Source organism: Streptomyces sp. NPDC006925 (genome assembly GCF_042869575.1).
In the GTDB taxonomy this organism is placed as follows: domain Bacteria; phylum Actinomycetota; class Actinomycetes; order Streptomycetales; family Streptomycetaceae; genus Streptomyces.
In genome coordinates, this window is record NZ_JBIAGB010000008.1 from 12,254 (window position 1) to 33,394 (window position 21,141).

At 75.3% G+C, this 21,141-nt stretch carries 17 protein-coding genes and 1 riboswitch; of the genes, 10 read left to right on the forward strand and 7 right to left on the reverse strand.

Annotation, left to right across the window (positions count from 1 at the left end; translation table 11 throughout):
• Positions 1-10: 10 nt before the first annotated feature.
• From ACFYNS_RS13385 to ACFYNS_RS13405, 5 genes are all read right to left on the reverse strand, one after another.
• Positions 11-790, reverse strand: a complete 780-nt coding sequence (locus tag ACFYNS_RS13385; protein WP_366774329.1) for an enoyl-CoA hydratase/isomerase family protein — start codon at positions 788-790, stop codon at positions 11-13.
• A 75-nt stretch (positions 791-865) separates the two neighbouring features.
• Positions 866-1,087, reverse strand: a complete 222-nt coding sequence (locus tag ACFYNS_RS13390; protein ID WP_019358282.1) for a helix-turn-helix domain-containing protein — start codon at positions 1,085-1,087, stop codon at positions 866-868.
• Between the two features lie 356 nt (positions 1,088-1,443).
• Entirely contained in the window at positions 1,444-3,042 is a 1,599-nt protein-coding gene (locus tag ACFYNS_RS13395; RefSeq protein ID WP_360301890.1) for an ABC-F family ATP-binding cassette domain-containing protein, read from the reverse strand.
• Between the two features lie 187 nt (positions 3,043-3,229).
• On the reverse strand, positions 3,230-4,495 hold the full coding sequence (locus ACFYNS_RS13400) for a hypothetical protein (RefSeq protein WP_360301900.1): 1,266 nt from the start codon (positions 4,493-4,495) through the stop codon (positions 3,230-3,232).
• A gap of 354 nt (positions 4,496-4,849) precedes the next feature.
• Entirely contained in the window at positions 4,850-6,007 is a 1,158-nt protein-coding gene (locus tag ACFYNS_RS13405; protein ID WP_360301887.1) for an alpha/beta fold hydrolase, read from the reverse strand.
• A gap of 287 nt (positions 6,008-6,294) precedes the next feature.
• Between ACFYNS_RS13405 and ACFYNS_RS13410 the strand changes: the two genes are divergently transcribed.
• From ACFYNS_RS13410 to ACFYNS_RS13455, 10 genes are all read left to right on the forward strand, one after another.
• Positions 6,295-7,620, forward strand: a complete 1,326-nt coding sequence (locus tag ACFYNS_RS13410) for an anion permease (protein ID WP_388602690.1) — start codon at positions 6,295-6,297, stop codon at positions 7,618-7,620.
• A gap of 17 nt (positions 7,621-7,637) precedes the next feature.
• Positions 7,638-7,850: a hypothetical protein gene (locus ACFYNS_RS13415; RefSeq protein WP_360301881.1), complete on the forward strand. Its 213-nt coding sequence runs from the start codon at positions 7,638-7,640 to the stop codon at positions 7,848-7,850.
• A gap of 186 nt (positions 7,851-8,036) precedes the next feature.
• Positions 8,037-8,161, forward strand: a riboswitch (cobalamin riboswitch).
• 156 nt (positions 8,162-8,317) lie between these two features.
• A complete protein-coding gene (locus ACFYNS_RS13420) occupies positions 8,318-9,292 on the forward strand; it encodes a cobalamin biosynthesis protein (protein ID WP_360301897.1) in 975 nt (324 codons plus the stop codon).
• A complete protein-coding gene (locus tag ACFYNS_RS13425; protein ID WP_388602692.1) occupies positions 9,289-10,908 on the forward strand; it encodes a cobyric acid synthase in 1,620 nt (539 codons plus the stop codon). Before ACFYNS_RS13420 ends, ACFYNS_RS13425 begins: the two co-directional genes overlap by 4 nt.
• Before the next feature lie 187 nt (positions 10,909-11,095).
• Positions 11,096-13,261, forward strand: coding sequence for a putative cobaltochelatase (locus ACFYNS_RS13430; RefSeq protein ID WP_388602695.1), 2,166 nt, complete (start codon positions 11,096-11,098; stop codon positions 13,259-13,261).
• Positions 13,261-13,869: a cob(I)yrinic acid a,c-diamide adenosyltransferase gene (gene cobO, locus ACFYNS_RS13435; RefSeq protein WP_388602698.1), complete on the forward strand. Its 609-nt coding sequence runs from the start codon at positions 13,261-13,263 to the stop codon at positions 13,867-13,869. Before ACFYNS_RS13430 ends, cobO begins: the two co-directional genes overlap by 1 nt.
• Before the next feature lie 34 nt (positions 13,870-13,903).
• The gene (locus tag ACFYNS_RS13440; RefSeq protein ID WP_388602701.1) at positions 13,904-15,286 is read left to right on the forward strand and encodes a cobyrinate a,c-diamide synthase; all 1,383 of its coding nucleotides are present in this window, start codon (positions 13,904-13,906) and stop codon (positions 15,284-15,286) included.
• Positions 15,283-15,795, forward strand: coding sequence for a cobalamin biosynthesis protein (locus ACFYNS_RS13445; protein ID WP_388602702.1), 513 nt, complete (start codon positions 15,283-15,285; stop codon positions 15,793-15,795). Before ACFYNS_RS13440 ends, ACFYNS_RS13445 begins: the two co-directional genes overlap by 4 nt.
• A complete protein-coding gene (gene cobC / locus ACFYNS_RS13450) occupies positions 15,792-16,907 on the forward strand; it encodes an Rv2231c family pyridoxal phosphate-dependent protein CobC (protein WP_388602705.1) in 1,116 nt (371 codons plus the stop codon). The genes ACFYNS_RS13445 and cobC overlap by 4 nt, the downstream gene beginning before the upstream one ends.
• A gap of 37 nt (positions 16,908-16,944) precedes the next feature.
• Complete coding sequence (locus tag ACFYNS_RS13455; RefSeq protein ID WP_388602707.1) at positions 16,945-18,258, forward strand: alpha/beta fold hydrolase; 1,314 nt, start codon at positions 16,945-16,947, stop codon at positions 18,256-18,258.
• Positions 18,259-18,400: 142 nt separating this feature from the next.
• On the opposite strand, the gene ACFYNS_RS13460 is transcribed toward ACFYNS_RS13455, so the two are convergent.
• Both ACFYNS_RS13460 and ACFYNS_RS13465 read right to left on the reverse strand, forming a co-directional pair.
• On the reverse strand, positions 18,401-18,811 hold the full coding sequence (locus tag ACFYNS_RS13460; RefSeq protein WP_388602708.1) for a DUF1992 domain-containing protein: 411 nt from the start codon (positions 18,809-18,811) through the stop codon (positions 18,401-18,403).
• A 233-nt stretch (positions 18,812-19,044) separates the two neighbouring features.
• Positions 19,045-21,138, reverse strand: coding sequence for an iron ABC transporter permease (locus ACFYNS_RS13465; protein WP_388602710.1), 2,094 nt, complete (start codon positions 21,136-21,138; stop codon positions 19,045-19,047).
• Positions 21,139-21,141: the final 3 nt, after the last annotated feature.

Below are 21,141 nucleotides of genomic sequence, written 5' to 3' on the forward strand. Positions count from 1 at the left end.
ATGCGTGCGGCTAGTCGCCGAGCCCGGCGAGGTCGCGGAGGCGGCGTGCCTGGGCGGCGCGCTCGGCGGCGCGCTGCTCGTCGTAGCCGCGCGTGCCGGCACCGGCGAGCAGCGCCTTGGTCTCGACGACGGCTCCCCGCGGTGCGGCGAGCAGGGCGGCGGCCAGGTCGGTGACGGCGCCGTCCAGCTCGTCGGCGGGGACCACCAGGTTGGCGAGCCCGACGCGTTCGGCCTCCTCGGCGTGGACGAAGCGGCCGGTGGCGCAGATCTCCAGGGCGCGCGCCGGACCGACCAGGTGCACCAGCGGGTGCGTCCCGGTCAGGTCGGGCACCAGCCCGAGGCTGGTCTCGCGCATGGCGAACTGCACGTCCCGCGCGCAGACCCGCAGGTCGCAGGCGAGCGCGAGCTGGAACCCGGCGCCGATGGCGTGCCCTTGGACCGCCGCGACGCTGATCAGGTCGGAGCGGCGCCACCAGGTGAACGCCTCCTGGTACTCCGCGATGGCGGCGTCCAGTTCCTCGTCGCCGCCGCGCGCGAGGTCCAGGAACGACGGTTCGCCGTCGAAGCCCTCGGGCTCGAAAGCCTGCCGGTCGAGTCCGGCGGAGAAGGACTTGCCCTCGCCGCGCAGCACGACGACCCGGACCGTGCCCGGCAGCACGCGCCCCGCCTCGGCCAGTGCCCGCCACGTGGCGGGCGTCTGCGCATTGCGCTTGGCCGGGTTGGTGAGGGTGACCGTGGCCACCTCGCCGTCGGCGGCGACGTGTACGCCGTCCTGGTTGAGCAGGGTCATCGAGGTCCTCCGGTGGTTACCCAGCAGTATTGCCAACTGAAGAGTAACTACCGGAGGGTCCGCTCGAAAGCCTCCTCAGGAGGAGCTCGACTTCTTGCCTCGGGTCGCTCCGCCGCGTCCGCGCAGGGTCACACCCGACTCACTGAGCATCCGGTGCACAAACCCGTAGGAACGGCCGGTCTCTTCGGCCAGCGCCCTGATGCTCGCTCCGGAGTCGTACTTCTTCTTCAGGTCTGCCGCGAGCTTCTCGCGCGCGGCGCCGGTAACCCGGCTGCCCTTCTTCAGAGTCTCGGCCACCCGTGCCTCCTCATGGGAAGTGCGCTCTGTACGCTCTGTGCTTCTCATGATCACCCCTCCCTGCACATCTGGCCACCCATTCGGCAAGGTCTTCATGGGCGGCTCGGGAACTTGTGCACGCTGGAAGCACCCGTGAACACGCACCTCGCCCCTCATGCAAATGCACGTGCACGACTCGTTCCGAGTCGGGATGGTGGAGAAAAACGCAGGTCAGCGAGGTGACGATGCGGTGTGCGTGGTCGGCTCCCGACCTCTGCCACGCGAATCCGGCGCGGCCGTCGGGCCGCGCCGGGGTACCAGCCGCACTCACTCAGATGAAGGATCAACCGTCGGCCGAATGATCCATCCCGGATGGATCAAGCAAGGGCGACGAGGTCCGCGTACTCCTGGCCCCACAGGTCCTCGACACCGTCCGGCAGCATGATGATCCGCTCCGGCTCCAGCGCCTCCACGGCGCCCTCGTCGTGGGTGACCAGTACGACGGCCCCGGTGAAGGTGTGCAGGGCGCCCAGGATCTCCTCGCGGCTGGCCGGGTCGAGGTTGTTGGTCGGCTCGTCCAGCAGCAGCACATTGGCCGAGGAGACGACCAGCGTGGCCAGGGCCAACCGGGTCTTCTCCCCGCCGGAGAGCACCCCGGCGGGCTTGTCCACGTCGTCGCCGGAGAAGAGGAAGGAGCCCAGTGTCTTGCGGATCTCGACCAGATCCATGTCCGGCGCCGCCGAGCGCATGTTCTCCAGCACCGTGCGCTCGGGATCCAGCGTCTCGTGCTCCTGCGCGTAGTAGCCCAGCTTCAGCCCGTGGCCGGGGACGACCTTGCCGGTGTCCGGCTCCTCGACCCCGGCCAGCAGCCGCAGCAGCGTCGTCTTGCCCGCGCCGTTGAGGCCGAGGATGACGACGCGGGAGCCCCGGTCGACCGCCAGGTCGACGCCGGTGAAGATCTCCAGCGAGCCGTAGGACTTCGACAGGTCCTCGGCCATCAGCGGGGTCTTGCCGCAGGGCGCCGGATCGGGGAAGCGCAGCTTGGCGACCTTGTCGCTCTGCCGCTCGCCCTCCAGCCCGGACAGCAGCTTCTCGGCACGGCGTGCCATGTTCTTCGCGGCGACGGCCTTGGTGGCCTTGGCCCGCATCTTGTCGGCCTGGGAGTTGAGGGCCGCCGCCTTCTTCTCCGCGTTGGCCCGCTCCCGGCGGCGGCGCTTCTCGTCGTCCTCGCGCTGGGTGAGGTACTGCTTCCAGCTCATGTTGTAGATGTCGATGGCCGACCGGTTGGCGTCCAGGTAGAAGACCTTGTTGACCACCGTCTCCACCAGGTCGACGTCGTGGGAGATGACGATGAGGCCGCCGCGGTAGGTCTTGAGGAAGTCGCGCAGCCAGACGATCGAGTCGGCGTCCAGGTGGTTGGTCGGCTCGTCCAGCAGCAGGATGTCGGCGTCCGAGAAGAGGATGCGGGCCAGCTCGACGCGGCGCCGCTGACCGCCGGAGAGGGTGTGCAGCGGCTGGCCCAGCACCCGGTCGGGCAGGCCGAGGCTGGCGGCGATCGTCGCCGCCTCCGCCTCGGCGGCGTAGCCGCCCTTGGTGAGGAACTCGGTCTCCAGGCGCTCGTACTTCTTCATCGCCTTCTCGCGCGTGGCGCCCTTGCCGCTGGCGATGCGCTCCTCGTTCTCCTGCATCTTGCGCAGCACCACGTCCAGGCCGCGCGCGGAGAGGATGCGGTCGCGCGCGAGCACGTCGAGGTCTCCGGTGCGCGGGTCCTGCGGGAGGTAGCCGACCTCACCGCTGCTGGTGATGGAGCCGGCGGCGGGCGTGCCCTCACCCGCCAGGCACTTGGTGAGCGTGGTCTTGCCCGCGCCGTTGCGCCCCACCAGGCCGATGCGGTCGCCCCTGGCGATCCGGAAGGTGGCCGACTCGATGAGGACGCGTGCTCCGGCGCGCAGCTCAAGACCGGTTGCGGTGATCACTGGAAGACTCCAAGGCAGGACTGTGGACGTGCGTACGGAAGAAGTGCGGAAGCGGCGTACGCACGCCTAATGCACGAGGAGATGAGGCATGCGGGCCAGTCTACCGGCGGAAGGCAAACGCATTTCCGGGGCGCTGCCGCACACCGCGGCCCGCCGGGCCGCAGCGGGAGAGCGGACGTGCCCCGCGTCACTCCCCGCCCGTGTGCACCTGGAAGGCGGCCCGGCGCACGGCCTTGGCCAGCGCGGGGTCGGGATGCGCGGCGGCGAGCGCGACCAGGACCTGCACCGTGCGCGGGTGGCCCGTCGCCCGGACCTCCTCCAGCAGCTTGGGCACCGAACCCTGTACGGCGGTGCCCAGATGGTCGACCAGCAGGCGCTCCTCGCCGTGGTCGGTGACGGCGGCCGCGGTGTCCACCCACAGCCAGGTCGCCTCCTGCCGGGTGAGCACGCCGGGTGCGCCGCCCGAGAGGTCCTCCGGGTCGGTGCCCGCCTGCTCGGCCAGCCACAGCAGCGCGTAGGGCCGCAGGGTGGGCTCCTCCGCGGCCTCCTGCACCGCCTCCTCGGCGGGCGCCCCCACCACGCGCAGCGCCTCGAAGGCCAGCCCCCGGATGAGCGCGTCCTCGCCCCGGGCCGCCTCCAGCAGCTCGGTGACCGCCGGTGAGGTGGGGCGCGCGGCGAGCCAGGCGCGGTACTCGTCCCGGGCCGGGCCCGGGGTCATCCGGGCGCAGCCGCGCAGCATCTCGCCGGCGGACTGCTCGATGTTCCCGGCCGGGCTCTGCGCGGCCACGCAGATCTGCTCCAGCTTGGTCCACACCGCCCAGTTGCCGAGCGGGGTGAGGACGGCGGAGCCCTGCCGGACACCGGTCCCCGGAGCGGGTTCCTCGTCCGCGCAGCGGGTCAGCGCACCGACGGCGCAGAGCCCGTCCAGCGCCCAGTCCAGGAGCCCGGGCAGGGCGACGCCGACCGTCGCGCGGTTCGGCTCCTGGTCGCGTTCGGCCCGCAGCTCGGCGATGCGCTGGGCGAGCAGATCGTGCAGCAGGTCGAAGGTGACGGGACCGCCGGAGAGGTGCATCACGGACAGGAACTGCGGCACCGCCTCGACGATCTCCGCGACCAGGCTCTGCTCGTGCGGCAGCGGAGCAGGGTGCGCGAGCGACCAGGCGTCGAAGAGGGCGACCCAGCCGCGCAGCACGGCGCTGTCGTCGTGGTCCCAGGCCCGCAGCCGCCATCCGGCGCGGGCGGTCTCCCCGTGGAGTTCGATGAGGCCGGCCAGCTTGGCCCGGTCCCAGTGGGCGCGCAGCACCGGGACCGTCAACCGCAGCGCTTCGGCCGCGCGTTCGGTCTCGGTGCCGGACTGCGGCGAGCGGCCGGTCCCGGCGGCCCAGCGGGCCACGCGGACGGCCTCGGCGAGGCAGGCGCGGGCATACCGGGCGAGCTGGTCGCGGGGCAGCACACCGTCCGGGGGCGGTGGCGTCCTGGCGGAGCGCCTGGTCGTCACAGTGCGCCGGGCGGCGGCGACGGGCTGTCGGGGAACGAGCCGGAGCCGGTTGTCCCCCGGGGTACGGGACGTCGTCACAGGAGCAGTCTTCACGCTGTGCCGTGGAAACCCAAACCTGGGGTGCCGATTCCGGTCGTTCATCCCCTCCGGCGGGCCGCCCGCGGGCGGCTGAGGAGGACTCAGGGTGACGCGGCCTCACCCGGACGGCGCGGCCCCGGAGCTGCGGGGCACCGGACCGGCAGGCCCTCGGATCGGCAGCCTCCGGACTCGCGGGGCCTGGGATCGGCGGGGTTCCGGAGCGGCGGGGCCTCAGATCAGCGGGGTGATGAAGCGGCGCAGCGCCTCCTCGTAGCCGTGCGGGTCAGCGTTCCACATGGCGGCGTGCGGGGCGTCCGGGATCTCGCGCAGGGAGATCAGCCGGGGGCGGCGCGCGGCCAGCGCCCGGGAGCTGTCCACGGGCGCGACGGTGTCGTCGGGCCCGTGCAGCACCAGGGTGGGCACGGCCAGCTTCGCGGAGTCCACCACCGCGACGTCCCGTCCCTCGGGCAGACCGGCGCGGCCCTGCACGGCGCGCACGACGAGCGGCAGCAGTGCGCGCGGGGTGCCCCGGGAGGCGGCCAGTGCGCGCACGGTGGCCGGCCAGTCCAGTACGGGCGAGTCCAGCACCAGGCCGGCCACCCGGTCCCGCAGCGGGGAGTTCGCGGCGGTGTGCAGCGCCATCGTGGCGCCGCTGGACCAGCCGTGCAGGATCACCCGCCGGGCGCCGTGCTGCACGGCGTAGCGGAGGGCGGCGTCCAGGTCGCGCCACTCGGAGTTGCCCAGGTGGCCGATGCCGTCGGGGTGCGGGGGCGCGCCGGGGTCCCCGCGGTAGGCGAGGTCGAGCACCGGGACGCTGAACCGCCGGTAGAAGGGGACGAGCGCCAGGGGGTGCTCGCGGGTGGCGCCGAGGCCGTGCACGGCGATCACCCAGACGCCTCGGTCGCCGGGGACGAACCAGGCGGGCAGCGGGCCGAGTTCGCCGGGGATCTCGGCGTCCGCGTACGCCGTCCCGAGTGCCTCGCCGGGGTCCCCGACGTACACCTGCGGGGTGAGGCGGACGGTGGTGCCGGTGCTCAGCCGCCCCCGGTCGACGCGGCGCAGTTCCCGTACGACGGCGTGCGGGCGGGGCTGCGCCGCGGTCGCGTCGGTCAGCACCGGGCCGACGACGGCGTGCACCCCGCGCCCGGTCAGGCCGTAGACACCGGGCAGGTTGGCGGCCAGGGAGCGGGTGACGGCGATGCTGCCGTCGTCGTGCGAGTGCACCGTCAGCCGGGTGCCCTCGAACCCCGCGGTGGGCCCGCTGCCGGCGTCGCCGCGGGGCCGCGGGGGGCGCAGCGCGGCGTCGGCCGCGTACCGTCCGGCCGCCAGGGTGGCCGCGCCGGTACCGAGCACGGTGGTGGCGGCCAGGGCCGCGGTTCGCAGGCGCATCCTCCACAGTGTTGACGCGATCGGAGGCGGGAAACCAGCGGGGCGGGCCGGGAGGGTGACACCCGACCGGGGGAACCGGGAGGGAAGCGGCAGCATGCACCGGGGTGTTGGCGGGCGAGCGGCCGCGTCGCGTTGGTTCCGCGGAGCCCGCTGACTACGGTGTGATCTGGCCCACACAACAGGCGTCAGGGGGCGACACTTCGATGCCCGCCCCAGTTCACCTTCCGTTCACTCGCCGTCTTTACGTTCACGACGTCACTGCCCCTCGAACTGATTGTGCCTGGTGAATGGAACACATCACGCTTCTCATCGGGATCGTGATCGTCACGGCCTTGGTGTTCGACTTCACGAACGGCTTCCACGACACGGCCAACGCCATGGCCACGACCATCTCCACCGGGGCGCTGGCCCCGCGGGCGGCGGTCGCCATGTCGGCGGTCCTCAACCTCCTCGGCGCCTTCCTGTCCATCGAGGTGGCCAAGACCATTTCCTCGGGAATCATCGACGAAGGTTCCGGCATCCGGCCCGAAGTGATCTTCGCGGGGCTGGTGGGCGCGATCATCTGGAACCTGCTGACCTGGCTCGCGGGGCTGCCCTCCAGCTCCTCGCACGCCCTGATGGGCGGACTGATCGGCGCGACGCTCGCCGCCGTCGGCACCGGCGCGGTCAACGGTGACGTCGTCGTCATGAAGGTCCTCATCCCGGCACTGGCCGCGCCCGTGGTCGCGGGCCTGGCCTCCCTGTGCGCCACCCGGCTGACCTACCGGGTCGCCCGGCACGCCGACGAGGAGCGGACCGCCAAGGGCTACCGCGCCGGCCAGATCACCTCGGCCGCACTGGTCTCCCTCGCCCACGGCACGAACGACGCGCAGAAGACCATGGGCGTCATCACCCTGGCACTGGTCACCGGCGGCGCGCTGGCGCCCGGCTCCGACCCGCCGGTGTGGGTCATCGCCTCGGCGGGGCTCGCCATCGCACTGGGCACCTACCTGGGCGGCTGGCGCATCATCCGCACCATGGGCAAGGGCATCACCGACATCCAGCCGCCGCAGGGCTTCGCCGCCCAGACCAGCGCGGCGGCCACCATCCTGGCCTCCTCGCACATCGGCTTCTCCCTCTCCACCACCCACGTGTGCTCGGGCGCCGTGATGGGCTCCGGCCTCGGCCGCAAGGGCGGCGTGGTGCGGTGGGGGACGGCCGGCCGGATGGTCGTCGGCTGGGCACTGACCCTCCCCGCCGCCGGCGGAGTCGCGGCGGGTGCCGCGCTCCTGGCCGAGCAGGGCGACTGGGGCGTGGCGACCGTCGCCGTCCTCGCGCTCGCGCTCTGCGGCGCCATCTGGGCCCGCTCGCGGCGCGCGCCGGTGGACCACACCAACGTCAACGGCGACTCCCCCACCGCGGTGGAGCCCACCGGGATCCCCGGCCCGGCCGCCGAACCGACCGCGGAGCCCGCACCCATGTCCGTGCCCGCCGGCGTGGTCACCACCGCCGTCCGGGCCGTCGCCCCGCCCCCGCCGCCCGCGGGACTGGCGGTCGGCTCCGCCGAGGAGGCAGCGCCCTCCGAGACCCCGCAACCGACCGGCCGCCCCGCGTCGGCGAGCAGCCTCAGCTAGGCAGAAGGGACGACCACATGCACATCGACTGGGCCGCGCTCGGCCAGGTCTTCGGCGTCAGCCTGGTGGCGACGGTGGGACTCGTCGGCATCTTCACCCTCGGCATCGTCTCCGGCTCGCCGCGCACCGCCGGCACCGCTCCCTCGGCACTGGCCCGCACCGGCGCCTACGCCTGCTACGGGCTGTGCCTGGCAGCGGTGGCGTACGGGATCTACCTGATCGCGGGCTGAGCCCGCTCCCGTCCCGGCGGCCCACGGCAGGGCTGCCGCGGCCGGACGAGCCGCTTCGGTGAGGGGGTACGGGAGCATCCCGTACCCCCTCACCGACGTTGCTGCTCGCCGCCCCGTCGCAGGTCAAGGGCGAGTTGACGGGGCCGGACCGGCGTGGTGGACTTCCCGTGCCAAACGGCGGCATGGAGAGGAAGCCGGTGCGAATCCGGCGCGGTCCCGCCACTGTCACCGGGGAGCGCCACCCCAACGAAGCCACGGCCCGCACGGGCTGGAAGGCCGGGGACGGTGTGGATCCGGGAGCCAGGAGACTCTCGCCGCCGGTCGACTCGAGCCAGGGCGAGGACCCTGAGTGAGGACGCCGAGATGCGTGGCTGTGCCGCCATATCCGCCGCCGACGTGCCCGCCGCCGCGGGGAACACCGTCGCGGGGACCGCTGCCGTGGGTGAGTGCGCCGGACCCGTCCGCTGATGGGCGGCGCTGACGTCCAGGTGCGCGGGATCCTGCTGGGGTTCGCCGCCGACGCGCTGCTGGGCGATCCGCGGCGCGGCCACCCGGTGGCCGTCTTCGGCCGGGCCGCCGGAGCGCTGGAGCGCCGGCTGTGGCGTGACGACCGGGGTGCGGGCGCGCTGCACACATTCCTCGCCGCGGGCGGCGCCGTCGCCGCGGCCGGTGCCGCCCGCCGTGCCGCGCGCAGCCGGGCGGCTGCGCCGCTCCCCGAACTCGTCCTGACCGCCGCCACGACCTGGGCCGTCCTCGGGGGGACGTCGCTGACCCGGGAGGCGCGGGCCGTGTGCGGCGCGCTGGAGGCCGGGGACCTGGAGCTGGCACGCGAGCGGCTGCCCGCACTGTGCGGGCGCGATCCGCAGCGGCTGGAGGCACCGGAAGTGGCCCGTGCCGTGGTGGAGTCGGTCGCGGAGAACACCTCGGACGCCGTGGTGGGGGCCCTGGTCTGGGGAGCGGTCGCCGGTGTCCCCGGTCTGGTGGGCTTCCGCGCCGTCAACACGCTGGACGCGATGGTCGGCCACCGCTCCCCGCGGCACCGCCGCTTCGGCTGGGCCGCCGCGCGGCTGGACGACGTGGCGGGCGGCCCGGGAGCGCGGCTGACCGCCGTGCTGGCCGCGCTCGCCGGACCCGATCCGCGCGGTGCCCTGCGCGCCTGGCGGGCCGACGCACACCGCCATCCCAGCCCCAACGCGGGCCCGGTGGAGGCGTCGTTCGCGGGCGCCCTCGGGCTGCGGCTGGGCGGCACGCTCGCCTACGGCGGGCGGGTCGAGCACCGGCCCGTCCTCAACGCTTCCGGCCGCGCCGTACGCACCGCCGACATCGAGCGGGCCGTGCGGCTGTCGCGCCGGGTGGGGCAACTGGCCCTGGTGACGAGCTGTCTGACGGGAGCGGCGGTGCGCCGCCTGCGGCGGGGCCGCGCGACGGGAGGAACACGGTGAGCGGGCGCGGAACGGGCGGGCTGCTGGTCGCGGGGACGACCTCGGACGCGGGCAAGAGCGTGGTGACGGCGGGCATCTGCCGCTGGCTGGCCCGCAAGGGGATACGCGTCGCGCCGTTCAAGGCGCAGAACATGTCGCTCAACTCCTATGTCACCTCCGACGGGGCGGAGATCGGCCGCGCCCAGGCCATGCAGGCCGCCGCGGCGCGGGTGGAGCCGAGCGCGCTGATGAACCCGGTGCTGCTGAAGCCGGGCGGCGACCGCACCAGCCAGGTCGTCCTGCTGGGCAAGGCGGTCGGCGAGATGTCGGCGCAGGGCTATTTCGGGCGCCACCCGGGCGGCGGGAGGCCCGCCGGGGACGGAGCGGGCGGCGAGGGCGCGCCGCCGGCGGGGCGCGCGGAGCTGCTGGAGACGGTCGCGGGCTGTCTGGAGGAGCTGCGGCGCACCCACGACGCGGTCGTCTGCGAGGGCGCGGGCAGCCCGGCCGAGATCAACCTGCGGCGCAGCGACATCGTCAACATGGGGCTGGCCCGGGCCTGCCGGCTGCCGGTGCTGGTGGTCGGCGACATCGACCGCGGCGGGGTGTTCGCCTCGCTCTTCGGTACGACGGCGCTGCTGGCACCGGAGGACCAGGCGCTGCTCGCGGGCTATCTGGTCAACAAGTTCCGCGGCGACGGCTCGCTGCTGGAGCCCGGCCTTCAGATGCTGCGGAAGCTGACGGGGCGCCCCACGCTGGGGGTGCTGCCCTACCGGCACGGGCTGGGCATCGACGAGGAGGACGGGTTGCGGGTGTCGCTGCGCGGGACCGTGCGCGAGTCCGCCGTCGCGGGCCCGTACGGCGCGGACGTGCTGCGGGTGGCCGTGCTGCCGGTGCCGCTGATGTCCAACTTCACGGATGTGGACGCGTTGGCGGCCGAGCCCGGCGTGGTGGTGCGGTTCAGCGACCGCCCCGAGGAGCTGGCCGACGCGGACCTGGTGGTGGTGCCGGGCACCCGCGGGACGGTCAAGGCCCTGGAGTGGGTGCGGGCGCGGGGGCTGGCGGCGGCGCTGGCGCGGCGCGCGGCCGAGGGCCGTCCCGTGCTGGGGATCTGCGGCGGCTACCAGTTGCTGGGCGAGCGCATCGAGGACGACGTCGAGTCGCGGGCGGGCGAGGTCGACGGCCTCGGACTGCTGCCGGTGCGGGTGCGGTTCGCGCCGGACAAGACGCTGGCACGCCCGCACGGGCTGGCGCTGGGCGAGCCGGTGGAGGGGTACGAGATCCACCACGGGGTGGCCGATGTGCGAGGCGGCGAGCCGTTTCTGCGCGCCGCTGACGGCGCCGACGGCGCTGACGGCACTCCCGTGGACGGCTGCCGGGTCGGCGCCGTGTGGGGCACCCACTGGCACGGCTCGCTGGAGTCGGACGGGTTCCGCCGCGCCTTCCTGCGCCGGGTCGCCGCCGACGCGGGCCGCGCGTTCGCACCGGCGCCGGACACCCGGTTCGCGGCGCTGCGCGAGGAGCAGCTCGACCGGCTGGGCGATCTGATCGAGGAGCACGCGGACACGGACGCGCTGCTGCGGCTCATCGAGGACGGCGTGCCGGAGGGGCTGCCGTTCGTACCGCCGGGGGCGCCGTGAGAGGCCCCGGGTCCGGGCGGCGCGGCACGGCACGCGGCACAGCAGGCGCGGCACCCGGCGCGCGCGGCTGGACCGGCTCGACCGGCAGCAGGACCAGCAGGACCAGCAGGATCGGCACGGCCGCCTCGGCCACCTCGGCCCACTCGGCCAGCACAGCACGAAAGCCACTCGAAGGAGTGATCAGCGCATGAGCGCCCGGTATCCGTTCACCGCGATCGTCGGCATGGCCGACCTGCGGCTGGCCCTGCTGCTCAACGCCGTCAGCCCGGCGGTGGGCGGTGTGCTGGTGCGCGGTGAGAAGGGCACCGCCAAGAGCACCGCCGTCCGGGCCCTGGCGGACCTGCTGCCGGAAGTGCCCGTGGTGGCGGGCTGCCGGTTCAGCTGCGACCCCGCGGCGCCGGACCCCGAGTGCCCCGACGGGCCGCACGAGACGGCCGCTCCGCAGGCCCGCGCGGCACGCATGGTCGAACTGCCCGTCGGCGCCTCGGAGGACCGGCTGGTGGGCGCGCTGGACATCGAGCGCGCGCTCGCGGAGGGCGTGAAGGCGTTCGAGCCGGGGCTGCTGGCGGACGCGCATCGCGGCATCCTGTACGTGGACGAGGTCAATCTGCTCCACGACCACCTGATCGACGTCCTGCTGGACGCCGCCGCCATGGGCGCCTCCTACGTGGAGCGCGAGGGCGTCTCCGTCCGGCACGCCTCCCGGTTCCTGCTGGTCGGCACCATGAACCCGGAAGAGGGCGAGCTGCGCCCCCAGTTGCTCGACAGGTTCGGGCTGACGGTCGAGGTGGCGGCCTCCCGGGAGCCTGAGGAGCGGGTGGAGGTGGTACGGCGACGGCTCGCCCACGACGACGACCCGGCGGGCTTCGCGGCCCGCTGGGCGGACGACGAGCAGGAGCTGCGCGAGCGCGTCGCGGCGGCCCGTGCGCTGCTGCCCGCCGTCGAACTCGACGACGCGGCGCTGCGGCAGATCGCCGCCGCCTGTGCCGCGTTCGAGGTCGACGGCATGCGGGCGGACATCGTGATGGCACGCACCGCGGTGGCGCTCGCCGCCTGGGCGGGCCGGACCCGGGTCGAGTCCGCGGATGTGCGGCAGGCGGCGCTGCTGGCGCTCCCGCACCGGCGCAGGCGCAATCCGTTCGACGCCCCGGGCCTGGACGAGGACAAGCTGGACCGCACGCTGGAGGAGAACAGCGACCCCGACGGCGGTCCCGGGCCGGACGGGCCGGAAGAACCCGGCGGACCGGACGGCCCCGAGGACGGTGGTCCCGACGGCGGCGGGCCGGGTGGCGGCGGCGGTGGCGCGGCGCCGCCCCGGGAGGAGCCGCGGGACGGCGCAGGCGGCGAGCCGTCCGTCCCCGAACAGGCGCAGCCGGACCCCGCCGAGCAGAGCACCGAACAGCCCGGCCCGCAGCCCTCGCCCCGGTCCTCGGCGCAGGCACCCGACTCCGAGCAGGGCACACCCGACCCGGACGCACCCGCGGCGCCCCAGGGCACCGCGGCCTCCGGCGAGCCGTTCGCGGCCCGCACCCTGACCGTTCCGGGACTCGGCGAGGGCGCGGCGGGCCGGCGCTCGCGGGCCCGGACCTCGCACGGCCGCACCACGGGATCGCGCCGCCCGCAGGGGACGCTGGGCAAGCTGCATCTGGCTGCGACCGTGCAGGCGGCGGCCCCGCACCAGCGCGCCCGCGGCCGCCGCGGCAGCGGCCTCGTGCTGCGCCGGGACGATCTGCGGGAGGCCGTGCGGGAGGGCCGCGAGGGCAATCTGGTGCTGTTCGTGGTGGACGCCTCCGGCTCGATGGCGGCCCGGCAGCGGATGGGCGCGGTCAAGGGCGCGGTGCTGTCGCTGCTGCTGGACGCCTACCAGCGGCGGGACAAGGTGGGCCTGGTGACGTTCCGGCGCGGTGCGGCCGAGGTGGCGCTGCCGCCCACCTCGTCGGTGGACGCGGCGGCGGCCCGGCTGGAGTCGCTGCCGACCGGTGGGCGCACCCCGCTGGCGGCGGGGCTGCTGCGGGCGCGGGAGGTGCTGCGGATCGAGCGGCTGCGGGACCCGGCCCGGCGGCCGCTGCTGGTCACCGTCACGGACGGGCGCGCGACGGGCGGCCCGGAGCCGCTGGTGCGGGCCCGGCAGGCGGCCCGGCTGCTGGCGGCGGACGGCACCGCCTCGGTGGTGGTGGACTGCGAGGCGGGGCACGTGCGGCTGGGGCTGGCCCGCGAGCTGGCCGCCGAACTGGGCGGCGAGGCGGTCACGTTGGAGGAGCTGCGCGCGGACGCGGTGACGGACCTGGTCCGGCACACGACGGACGCACGCAGCGCACGGCAGGCAGGCAAGCACACAGGGAGGGCTGCATAGTGCCGAAGGGACAGCCGGAAGCCGTACCCCAGGACGGTCTCACCACCCGCCAGCGGCGCAACAGGCCGCTGGTGGCGGTCCACACCGGCGTCGGCAAGGGCAAGTCGACGGCCGCCTTCGGGCTGGCGCTGCGCGCCTGGAACCAGGGGTGGCCGATCGGGGTGTTCCAGTTCGTCAAGTCCGCGAAGTGGCGGGTCGGCGAGGAGCGCGCCCTGAAGGTGCTCGGCGACTCGGGCGAGGGCGGCAGCGTGGCCTGGCACAAGATGGGTGAGGGCTGGTCCTGGATCCAGCGCAACGTCCAGGACGGCGAGATGGGCAGCGAGGCGGCGGCCCGGGAGGGCTGGGAGCAGGTCAAGCGGGATCTGGCGGCCGAGACCTACCGGCTGCTGGTGCTGGACGAGTTCGCCTACCCGATGCACTGGGGCTGGGTGGACCCGGCGGAGGTCGTGGCCGTGCTGCGGGACCGCCCCGGCACCCAGCACGTGGTGATCACCGGCCGGAACGCGCCGCAGCAGTTGATCGACGCGGCCGACCTGGTCACCGACATGTCGAAGGTCAAGCACCCCATGGACGCGGGTCAGAAGGGGCAGAGGGGCATCGAGTGGTGAGCGGCAGCGCTGCCGGGCGGCGGGGAGCCGCCGCGTGATCCGTACCCCCCGTCTGGTCGTCGCCGCGCCGTCCTCCGGCAGCGGGAAGACGACCGTGGCCACCGGGCTGATGGCGGCGTTCACCGCGCGGGGGCTGGCCGTCTCGCCGCACAAGGTGGGCCCCGACTACATCGACCCCGGCTACCACGCGCTGGCGACCGGCCGCCCCGGCCGCAACCTGGACGCCTATCTGTGCGGCCCGGAGCGGATCGCCCCGCTGCTGGGCCATGCCGCCGCCGGCGCGGATCTCGCGGTCGTCGAGGGCGTGATGGGGCTGTACGACGGTGCCGCCGGGCAGGGCGAACTGGCGTCGACGGCGCATGTCGCCAAGCTGCTGCGGGCCCCGGTGGTGCTGGTGGTGGACGGCTCCTCGCAGTCGCGTTCGGTGGCCGCGCTGGTGCACGGCTTCGCCTCCTGGGACCCGCAGGTGCGGGTCGCGGGGGTGGTGCTCAACAAGGTGGGCTCGGACCGGCACGAGGAGCTGCTGCGGGAGGCCCTGGAGGGTTCGGGAGTGCCGGTGCTGGGGGTGCTGCGCCGTGCCAAGGCGGTCCGGGCGCCCTCCCGGCATCTGGGGCTGGTGCCGGTCGCGGAGCGGCGCGCGGAGGCGGTGGAGTCGGTGGCGGCCCTCGCGGAGCAGGTGCGCACCGGCTGCGATCTGGACGCGCTGCTGGCGCTCGCGCGGCAGGCGCCGCCGCTGCCCGAGGAGGCGTGGGACCCGGCCGCCGCGCTGGAGGCGCGGCCGGTCGCCCGGGCGCCGCGGGTGGCGGTGGCCGGCGGCGAGGCGTTCACCTTCTCCTACGCCGAGCACGGCGAACTGTTGCGGGCCGCGGGTGCCGAGGTCGTCCCTTTCGATCCGCTGCGGGACCGGGCGCTGCCGCACGGCACGGCGGGGCTGGTCGTCGGTGGCGGCTTTCCCGAGGTGTACGCACCGGAGTTGGCCGAAAACCGACCCCTGCGGGAGCAGATCGCGGCCTTCCGCGGACCGATAGCGGCCGAGTGCGCCGGGCTCCTCTACCTCGCCCGGGAGCTGGACGGCAAGCCGATGTGCGGAGTGCTCGACGCGCGCGGGCGGATGGCGGAGCGGCTGACGCTGGGCTACCGCGAGGCCGTCGCCGTGGCCGACAGCGCGCTGGCCGAGGCGGGCACCCGGGTACGCGGGCACGAGTTCCACCGCACCGAACTGCTGCCGGGCGCCGGGCAGGTGCCCGCCTGGGGGCTGGTGCGGCCCGAACGCCGCACCGAGGGCTTCGTCCAGGGCAACGTGCACGCCTCCTACCTGCATGTGCACTGGGCCGCCGCACCGCGCATGGCGGCCCGGTTCGCGGCGCGCTGCGCGGCGCGGTGGGAGGCCGGGAGCCCGGCGGGAAGCGCCGCATGAGCGCGCGGGGCACGGGAGCCGGGCCCCGGCTCGTCACCGTCGGCGTGGGCACCTGCGCGGGGGTGCCGGCGGAGGAGGTGCTGGACGTGGTGGTGAGTGTGCTGGCAGCCGCGCGCACGGCTGCCGGGACCGGCCGAGAGCCGCTCCCGGCGGACGGCGCCGCCTCCGGCGGGGCGACCGCGCTCGCGACCGTCCAGGCGCGGGCCGCCGAACCCGGGCTGCTGGCGGCGGCCCGGCGGCTGGACCTGCCGCTGATCGCCTACGACGCGAGGACACTGGCCCGGGTGCGGGTACCGCACCCCTCGGACTTCTCCCGCGCGGCCGTGGGCACGCCCTCGGTCGCCGAGGCGGCGGCGCTGCTGGCCTGCGGAGGCGGCGGCGGGACGACCGTGCGGGGCGGCGCCCCGGTGCTGCTGGTGCCGAAGACGAAGTCGCGTCCCGCGGCGGGAGCCCCGGTGCGCGCCACCGCAGCCGTGGCCGCCCTCGCCATCCCGGGGCGGGAGCGGTGAGCGGGCACGAGCCCGGCACGTCCGGGGGCGCACCGGCCGCCGCGGACGGACTGCGGCACCACGGGGACGCGGAAGTGCGGGGCGACGGAGCCGGGTTGACCGACCTGGCCGTCAACGTGCGCACCGGCACGCCCCCGGCGTGGCTGCGGGAGCGGCTGGCGGCCTCGCTGGCGACGCTGGCCGCCTACCCCGACGGCGGGGCCGCGCGCGCCGCGGTGGCCGAACGGCACGGGCTGGCCGCGGAGCGGGTGCTGCTGACGGCGGGAGCCGCGGAGGCGTTCGTCCTGCTCGCCCGGGCCCTTCCGGCCCGCCGCCCGGTCGTGGTGCATCCGCAGTTCACCGAGCCGGAGGCGGCGCTGCGGGACGCGGGCCACCGGGTGGAGCGGGTGCTGCTGCGTCCGGAGGACGGGTTCCGGCTGGCGGCGGACGTCGTGCCGGACGAGGCCGACCTGGTGGTGGTCGGCAACCCGACCAACCCGACATCCGTGCTGCACCCCGCCGCCACGCTGGCGCGACTCGCCCGCGAGGGGCGCACGCTGATCGTGGACGAGGCGTTCATGGACGCGGTACCCGAGGAGCGGGAGTCGCTGGTGCCGCTGCTGGCCCGGCTGCCCGGGCGGACGGTCGTGCTGCGCAGCCTGACCAAGACCTGGGGGCTGGCCGGACTGCGGGTCGGTTATGTGCTCAGCGACCCGGCGACCGTGGCCGCCCTGGCCCACCAGCAGCCGCTGTGGCCCGTCTCCACCCCGGCACTGGTCGCGGCGCAGGCGTGCACCGCCCCCGAGGCGCTGGCCGAGGCACAGGCGGCGGCCCTCCGGTTCACGGCGGACCGCGACCGGCTGCGGAAGCGGCTGGCGCCGCTCGCCGTGGCCGGGGTGCAGGAGGCGACCCCGGCGCCGCAGGGCCCGTTCCTGCTGGTGCGGCACCCCCGCGCCGCCGCACTGCGCGACCGGCTGCGGGAGCTGGGGTTCGCCGTGCGGCGCGGGGACACCTTCCCCGGGCTCGGCCCGGAGTGGTTCCGGGTGGCGGTGCGTGACCCGGCGACGACCGACCGGTTCGCGGCGGCGCTGGAGCGGGCGCTGGAGACACCGGACGCCGCGGGCGCGCGTTGAGCCGGCCCGTAGGCGGAACCACCGAAGGAGGAACGCCATGCCCACCGTGCTGCGGCATCCCGGCACCGTGCTGCGGGACCATGTCTTCGCCGTCCCGCTGGACCATGCGCGGCCGGACGGCGAGCAGATCGAGGTGTTCGCACGCGAGGTGGTCGCCGCGGGCCGCCAGGACGAGGAACTGCCGTGGCTGCTGTTCCTCCAGGGCGGGCCCGGCAACGGTGCGCCGCGTCCGGTCGGCCGGGCCGACTGGCTCCAGGTCGCACTGCGGCACTACCGGGTGCTGCTGCTCGACCAGCGCGGCACCGGGCGCTCCTCCCCCGCCAACCGGCAGTCCCTCGCGGCGCGCGGCACCGCGCGGCAGCAGGCCGCCTGGCTGGCGCACTTCCGCGCCGACTCGATCGTCCGGGACGCGGAGCTGATCAGAAAGCGGCTGCTGGGCGAGGACGTGCCGTGGTCGACGCTCGGGCAGAGCTTCGGCGGCTTCTGCACGCTCACCTACCTCTCCCTCGCGCCCGAGGGGATCCGGGAGGCGTTCGTGACGGGCGGTCTGCCGGGGCTGCGCACCGGCCCCGAGGACGCCTACCGCGCGGCCTACCCGCGGGTGGCCGCCAAGAACGCGGCGCACTACGCGCGCTACCCGCAGGACGTGGCAACGGTGCGGCGGATCGCGGCCCACCTGGCGGAGCACGAGGTGCGGCTCCCGGACGGGAGCCCGCTGACGGTGGAGCGGTTCCAGTACCTGGGCATGCTGCTGGGAGAGGGCTCCGGATCGCACCGGCTGCACTATCTGCTGGAGGACGCCTGGATCGGGGGCGCGGCGGGGCCGGAGCTGTCGGACGGCTTCCTGGAGGGCGTGCGGGCGCAGGTCTCACTGGCGGCCAACCCGCTCTTCGCCGCGCTGCACGAACCGATCTGGGCGCAGCGCTCGGTGAGCGCCGGCGGCACCCGGTGGGCCGCGCAGCGGGTGCGTGCGGAGTTCCCCGAGTTCGACGCGGGACGTGCACTGGCCGGGGACGGGCCGGTGCTCTTCACCGGGGAGATGATCTATCCGTGGATGTTCGACCTCGACCCGGCGCTGGTACCGCTGCGCGAGGCGGCGCGGCTGCTGGCGGAGCGGGGCGACTGGCCGGACCTGTACGACACGCGGCGGCTGGCCCGCAACGAGGTGCCGGTGTACGCGGCCGTCTACCACGACGACATGTACGTCGACCGCGACGACTCACTGGCCACCGCGCGCGCCGTGGCCCGGGTGCGCACCTGGGTGACCGACGAGTGGGAGCACGACGGGCTGCGGGTCAGCGGAGGCACGGTACTTGAGCGCCTGGTGGCGACGGCGCGCGGCGAGGTGTGAGGCGCGCGCACGCCGGGTCCCACACCGGAGTCTTCCGTACCGGAACCCCCGTGCGCACACGGCTGCGGGGCGCGCCGGCCCCGGCGGGGCGGCGCCCCCGCGCCCTGCCCGGCCGGGACCGGTTCAGGCTCGGCGAGACGCGTCAGCGGTCCTCGGTGCGGCGGGCCGAGCGCCACTCCCGCACCGCGCTCTCCACGTCGAAGGGGACGAGGCGGTGCGGCGGGCCCTCCGGGGGGCGGCGGACGGCCTCGTCGATCTTCTCGTTGATCTCGGTGAGGATCCGCCGCACCTCCGCTTCCGAGCGCGCCCGCGCTGCCTGCTCCCGGGCCTCCTGCGCCTCCTTGCGGAGTGCGAGGGAGGGCGGCAGGTAGGAGAGGTTCTCGTCGCGCATCTTTCGCTCGACCCACCACTGTTCGGTGTACGGCTTGTCCAGGCCGGGCAGCGGCTTCCCGGTGCCGGGCAGGTCCGCGAACTCGCCGCGCTCCTCGGCCTCCCTGATCTGCCGGTCGGCCCAGCTCTCGAAGCTGATTCCGGGCGGCTTGCGTTCCGTCATGGCGCATCCTTCGCTTCGGGTTCACCGTCGGTGGTCGACTGCCGACGGTCGCCGTGGCGGGCGTCGTCCCCATTGTCCCAGGCGGAGGCGCGTGCGGACAGACGGCTTCGCGCAACGCGCGCGCAACCGGCCCTCCCGGGCGGCCCGGTGGCGGTGTGCGACACCGGGATGTGCGGACCCCGCGCGACCGCGCCGGCCGCTGCCGCACGGCGGAAAGGGTCCGGTCCGGTGCGCTACCGGCGGCTGCGGGCGAGGAGGTGCAGGAAGTACGGCGTACCGATCACGGCGGTCACCAGTCCGGCACCCAGCTGGGCGGGTGCGATCACGGTGCGGCCCAGCAGGTCGGCGGAGCCGACCAGGAGGGCGCCGAGCAGTACCGCGACCGGGATCACCCGGTGGTGCTGCCTGCCCACCAGGGCGCGGGCCGCGTGCGGCGCGACGAGCCCGACGAAGCCGATGGCACCGGCGGCCGCCACCGCGGAGGCGCTCAGCACGACGCTCAGGACGAGGAAGCCGAGCCGGGCCCGTCCCAGGTTCAGCCCGAGGAGGCGCGGGGTGTCCTCGTCGAGCGACACCAGGTCGAGTTCCCTGCGCCGGGCGACCGCGACGGCGACGCCGACGGCGAGCACCGCCGCGAGCGGCACCGCGTCGGCCAGGGTCCGCCCGTAGGTGGAACCCGACAGCCAGGTGAGGGCCTTGATGGCGTTGAACGGGTCGGTGAGGATGATGAGCAGGCTGATCAGCGCGGCGGTCCCGGTGGCGAAGCCGAACCCGACGAGGACCAGCCGGTTCTGCCGGAAGCCGCCCCGGGCGGCGAGTCCGAAGACGAGCACGGCGGTGAGCGCGGCGCCCGCGAACGCCGCACCGGCCACGCTCCACGATCCGGCCAGGGGCACCGTCGTCACCAGGGCCACGGCGCCCAGTGCGGCGCCGCCGGAGACGCCCAGGACGTACGGCTCGGCGAGGGGGTTGCGGGTCACGGCCTGGACGAGCGTCCCGGCCAGCGCGAGCGCCGCACCGGTGAGGAGCGCGCAGAGGGCCCGGGGCACCCGGGTGTCCAGCACGAACGACACGGTCCGGCCCGCCCTGCCCTGGGCCCAGTTGAGCACGTCGCCCAGCAGCAGCTTGGCGTCCCCCAGCAGGACGGCGGCGACGGCCACCGCGACGAGCACGGCCACCAGGACGGCCGCGGTGGTGAGGAAGGCGGCCCGGCTGCGCAGGCGCAGCCGGTCCTGCGCTGCCGCTCCGGCGGTGTCCCGCACCCGGGTGGCCATCGCGATCAGGAAGACGGCGCCGACGAGGCTGGTGACGACGCCGGTCGGCACGGCGACCGCGGTGTCCGCGGGCACGAGCGCGCGCAGCAGCACGTCCGAACCGAGCACCAGTGCCGCTCCGGCCAGCCCCGCCGCGGGAATGCGGGCCCGCGCCCGGGCGAAGGCGCGGTACCGGCGGGCGAGGGGGCGGACGAGGGCGGGGGCGCACAGCCCGACGAAGCCGATCGGCCCCGCGAGGGTGACGGCCGCGGCGGACAGCAGCGTCGCGAGGACGACGCCGGTGACGCGGGTGGCGCGGACGGGGACACCGAGGCCGCGGGCCGCGTCGTCGCCGAGGGCCAGGGCGTCGACCCGGCGCGCGGCCAGCAGCAGCCCGAGGAAGGCGACCAGGCCGATGGGCGCCAGTTGCAGCACACCGTCGAACCCGTGCTGTGCGATGCTGCCCTGCTTCCACTGGTAGAGGCCGTGGGTCTCCTCGGGGTGGAGCAGCAGCAGCGCCTGGGTGACGGCGGTCAGGCCGAGAGTCAGGGCGCTTCCGGCGAGCACGAGCCGTACGGTGCCCGCGCCCAGGCCGGACAGCCCGAGCACCACGGCGGCCGCCGCGAGGCCCCCGGTGAACGCGATTCCGGAGGAGGCGAACAGCGGGAGCGAGACGCCGGTGGCGGCGGCCAGCCCGAGCGCCAGGTAGGAACCCGCGTTGACCGCGAGGGTGTCGGGGGAGCTGAGCACATTGCGTGTGACCGCCTGCAGGGCGGCACCGGCCGCGCCCAGTACGGCGCCGACGAGCAGCCCCGCGGTCATCCGCGGCAGCCGGGAGGCGATCACGACGGACGCGTCGGCGGGGTCGGCCCGGCCGGTCAGCGCCTTCCAGACCTCGGGGGCACCGACCGAGGCGGTGCCCTGCGTGATGTCGACGAGCGCGAGTCCCGCCACGAGCAGCAGCAGAGCGGCCGCCACCGCGGCCGTGCCCTTCCGGGCGGGGCCCTGCCGGGTCCCGGCCTCGCGGGGCGCGTCCGGCGGAGGGGGGCCGGAGGTGGTCGCGGTGACGGTCATGCC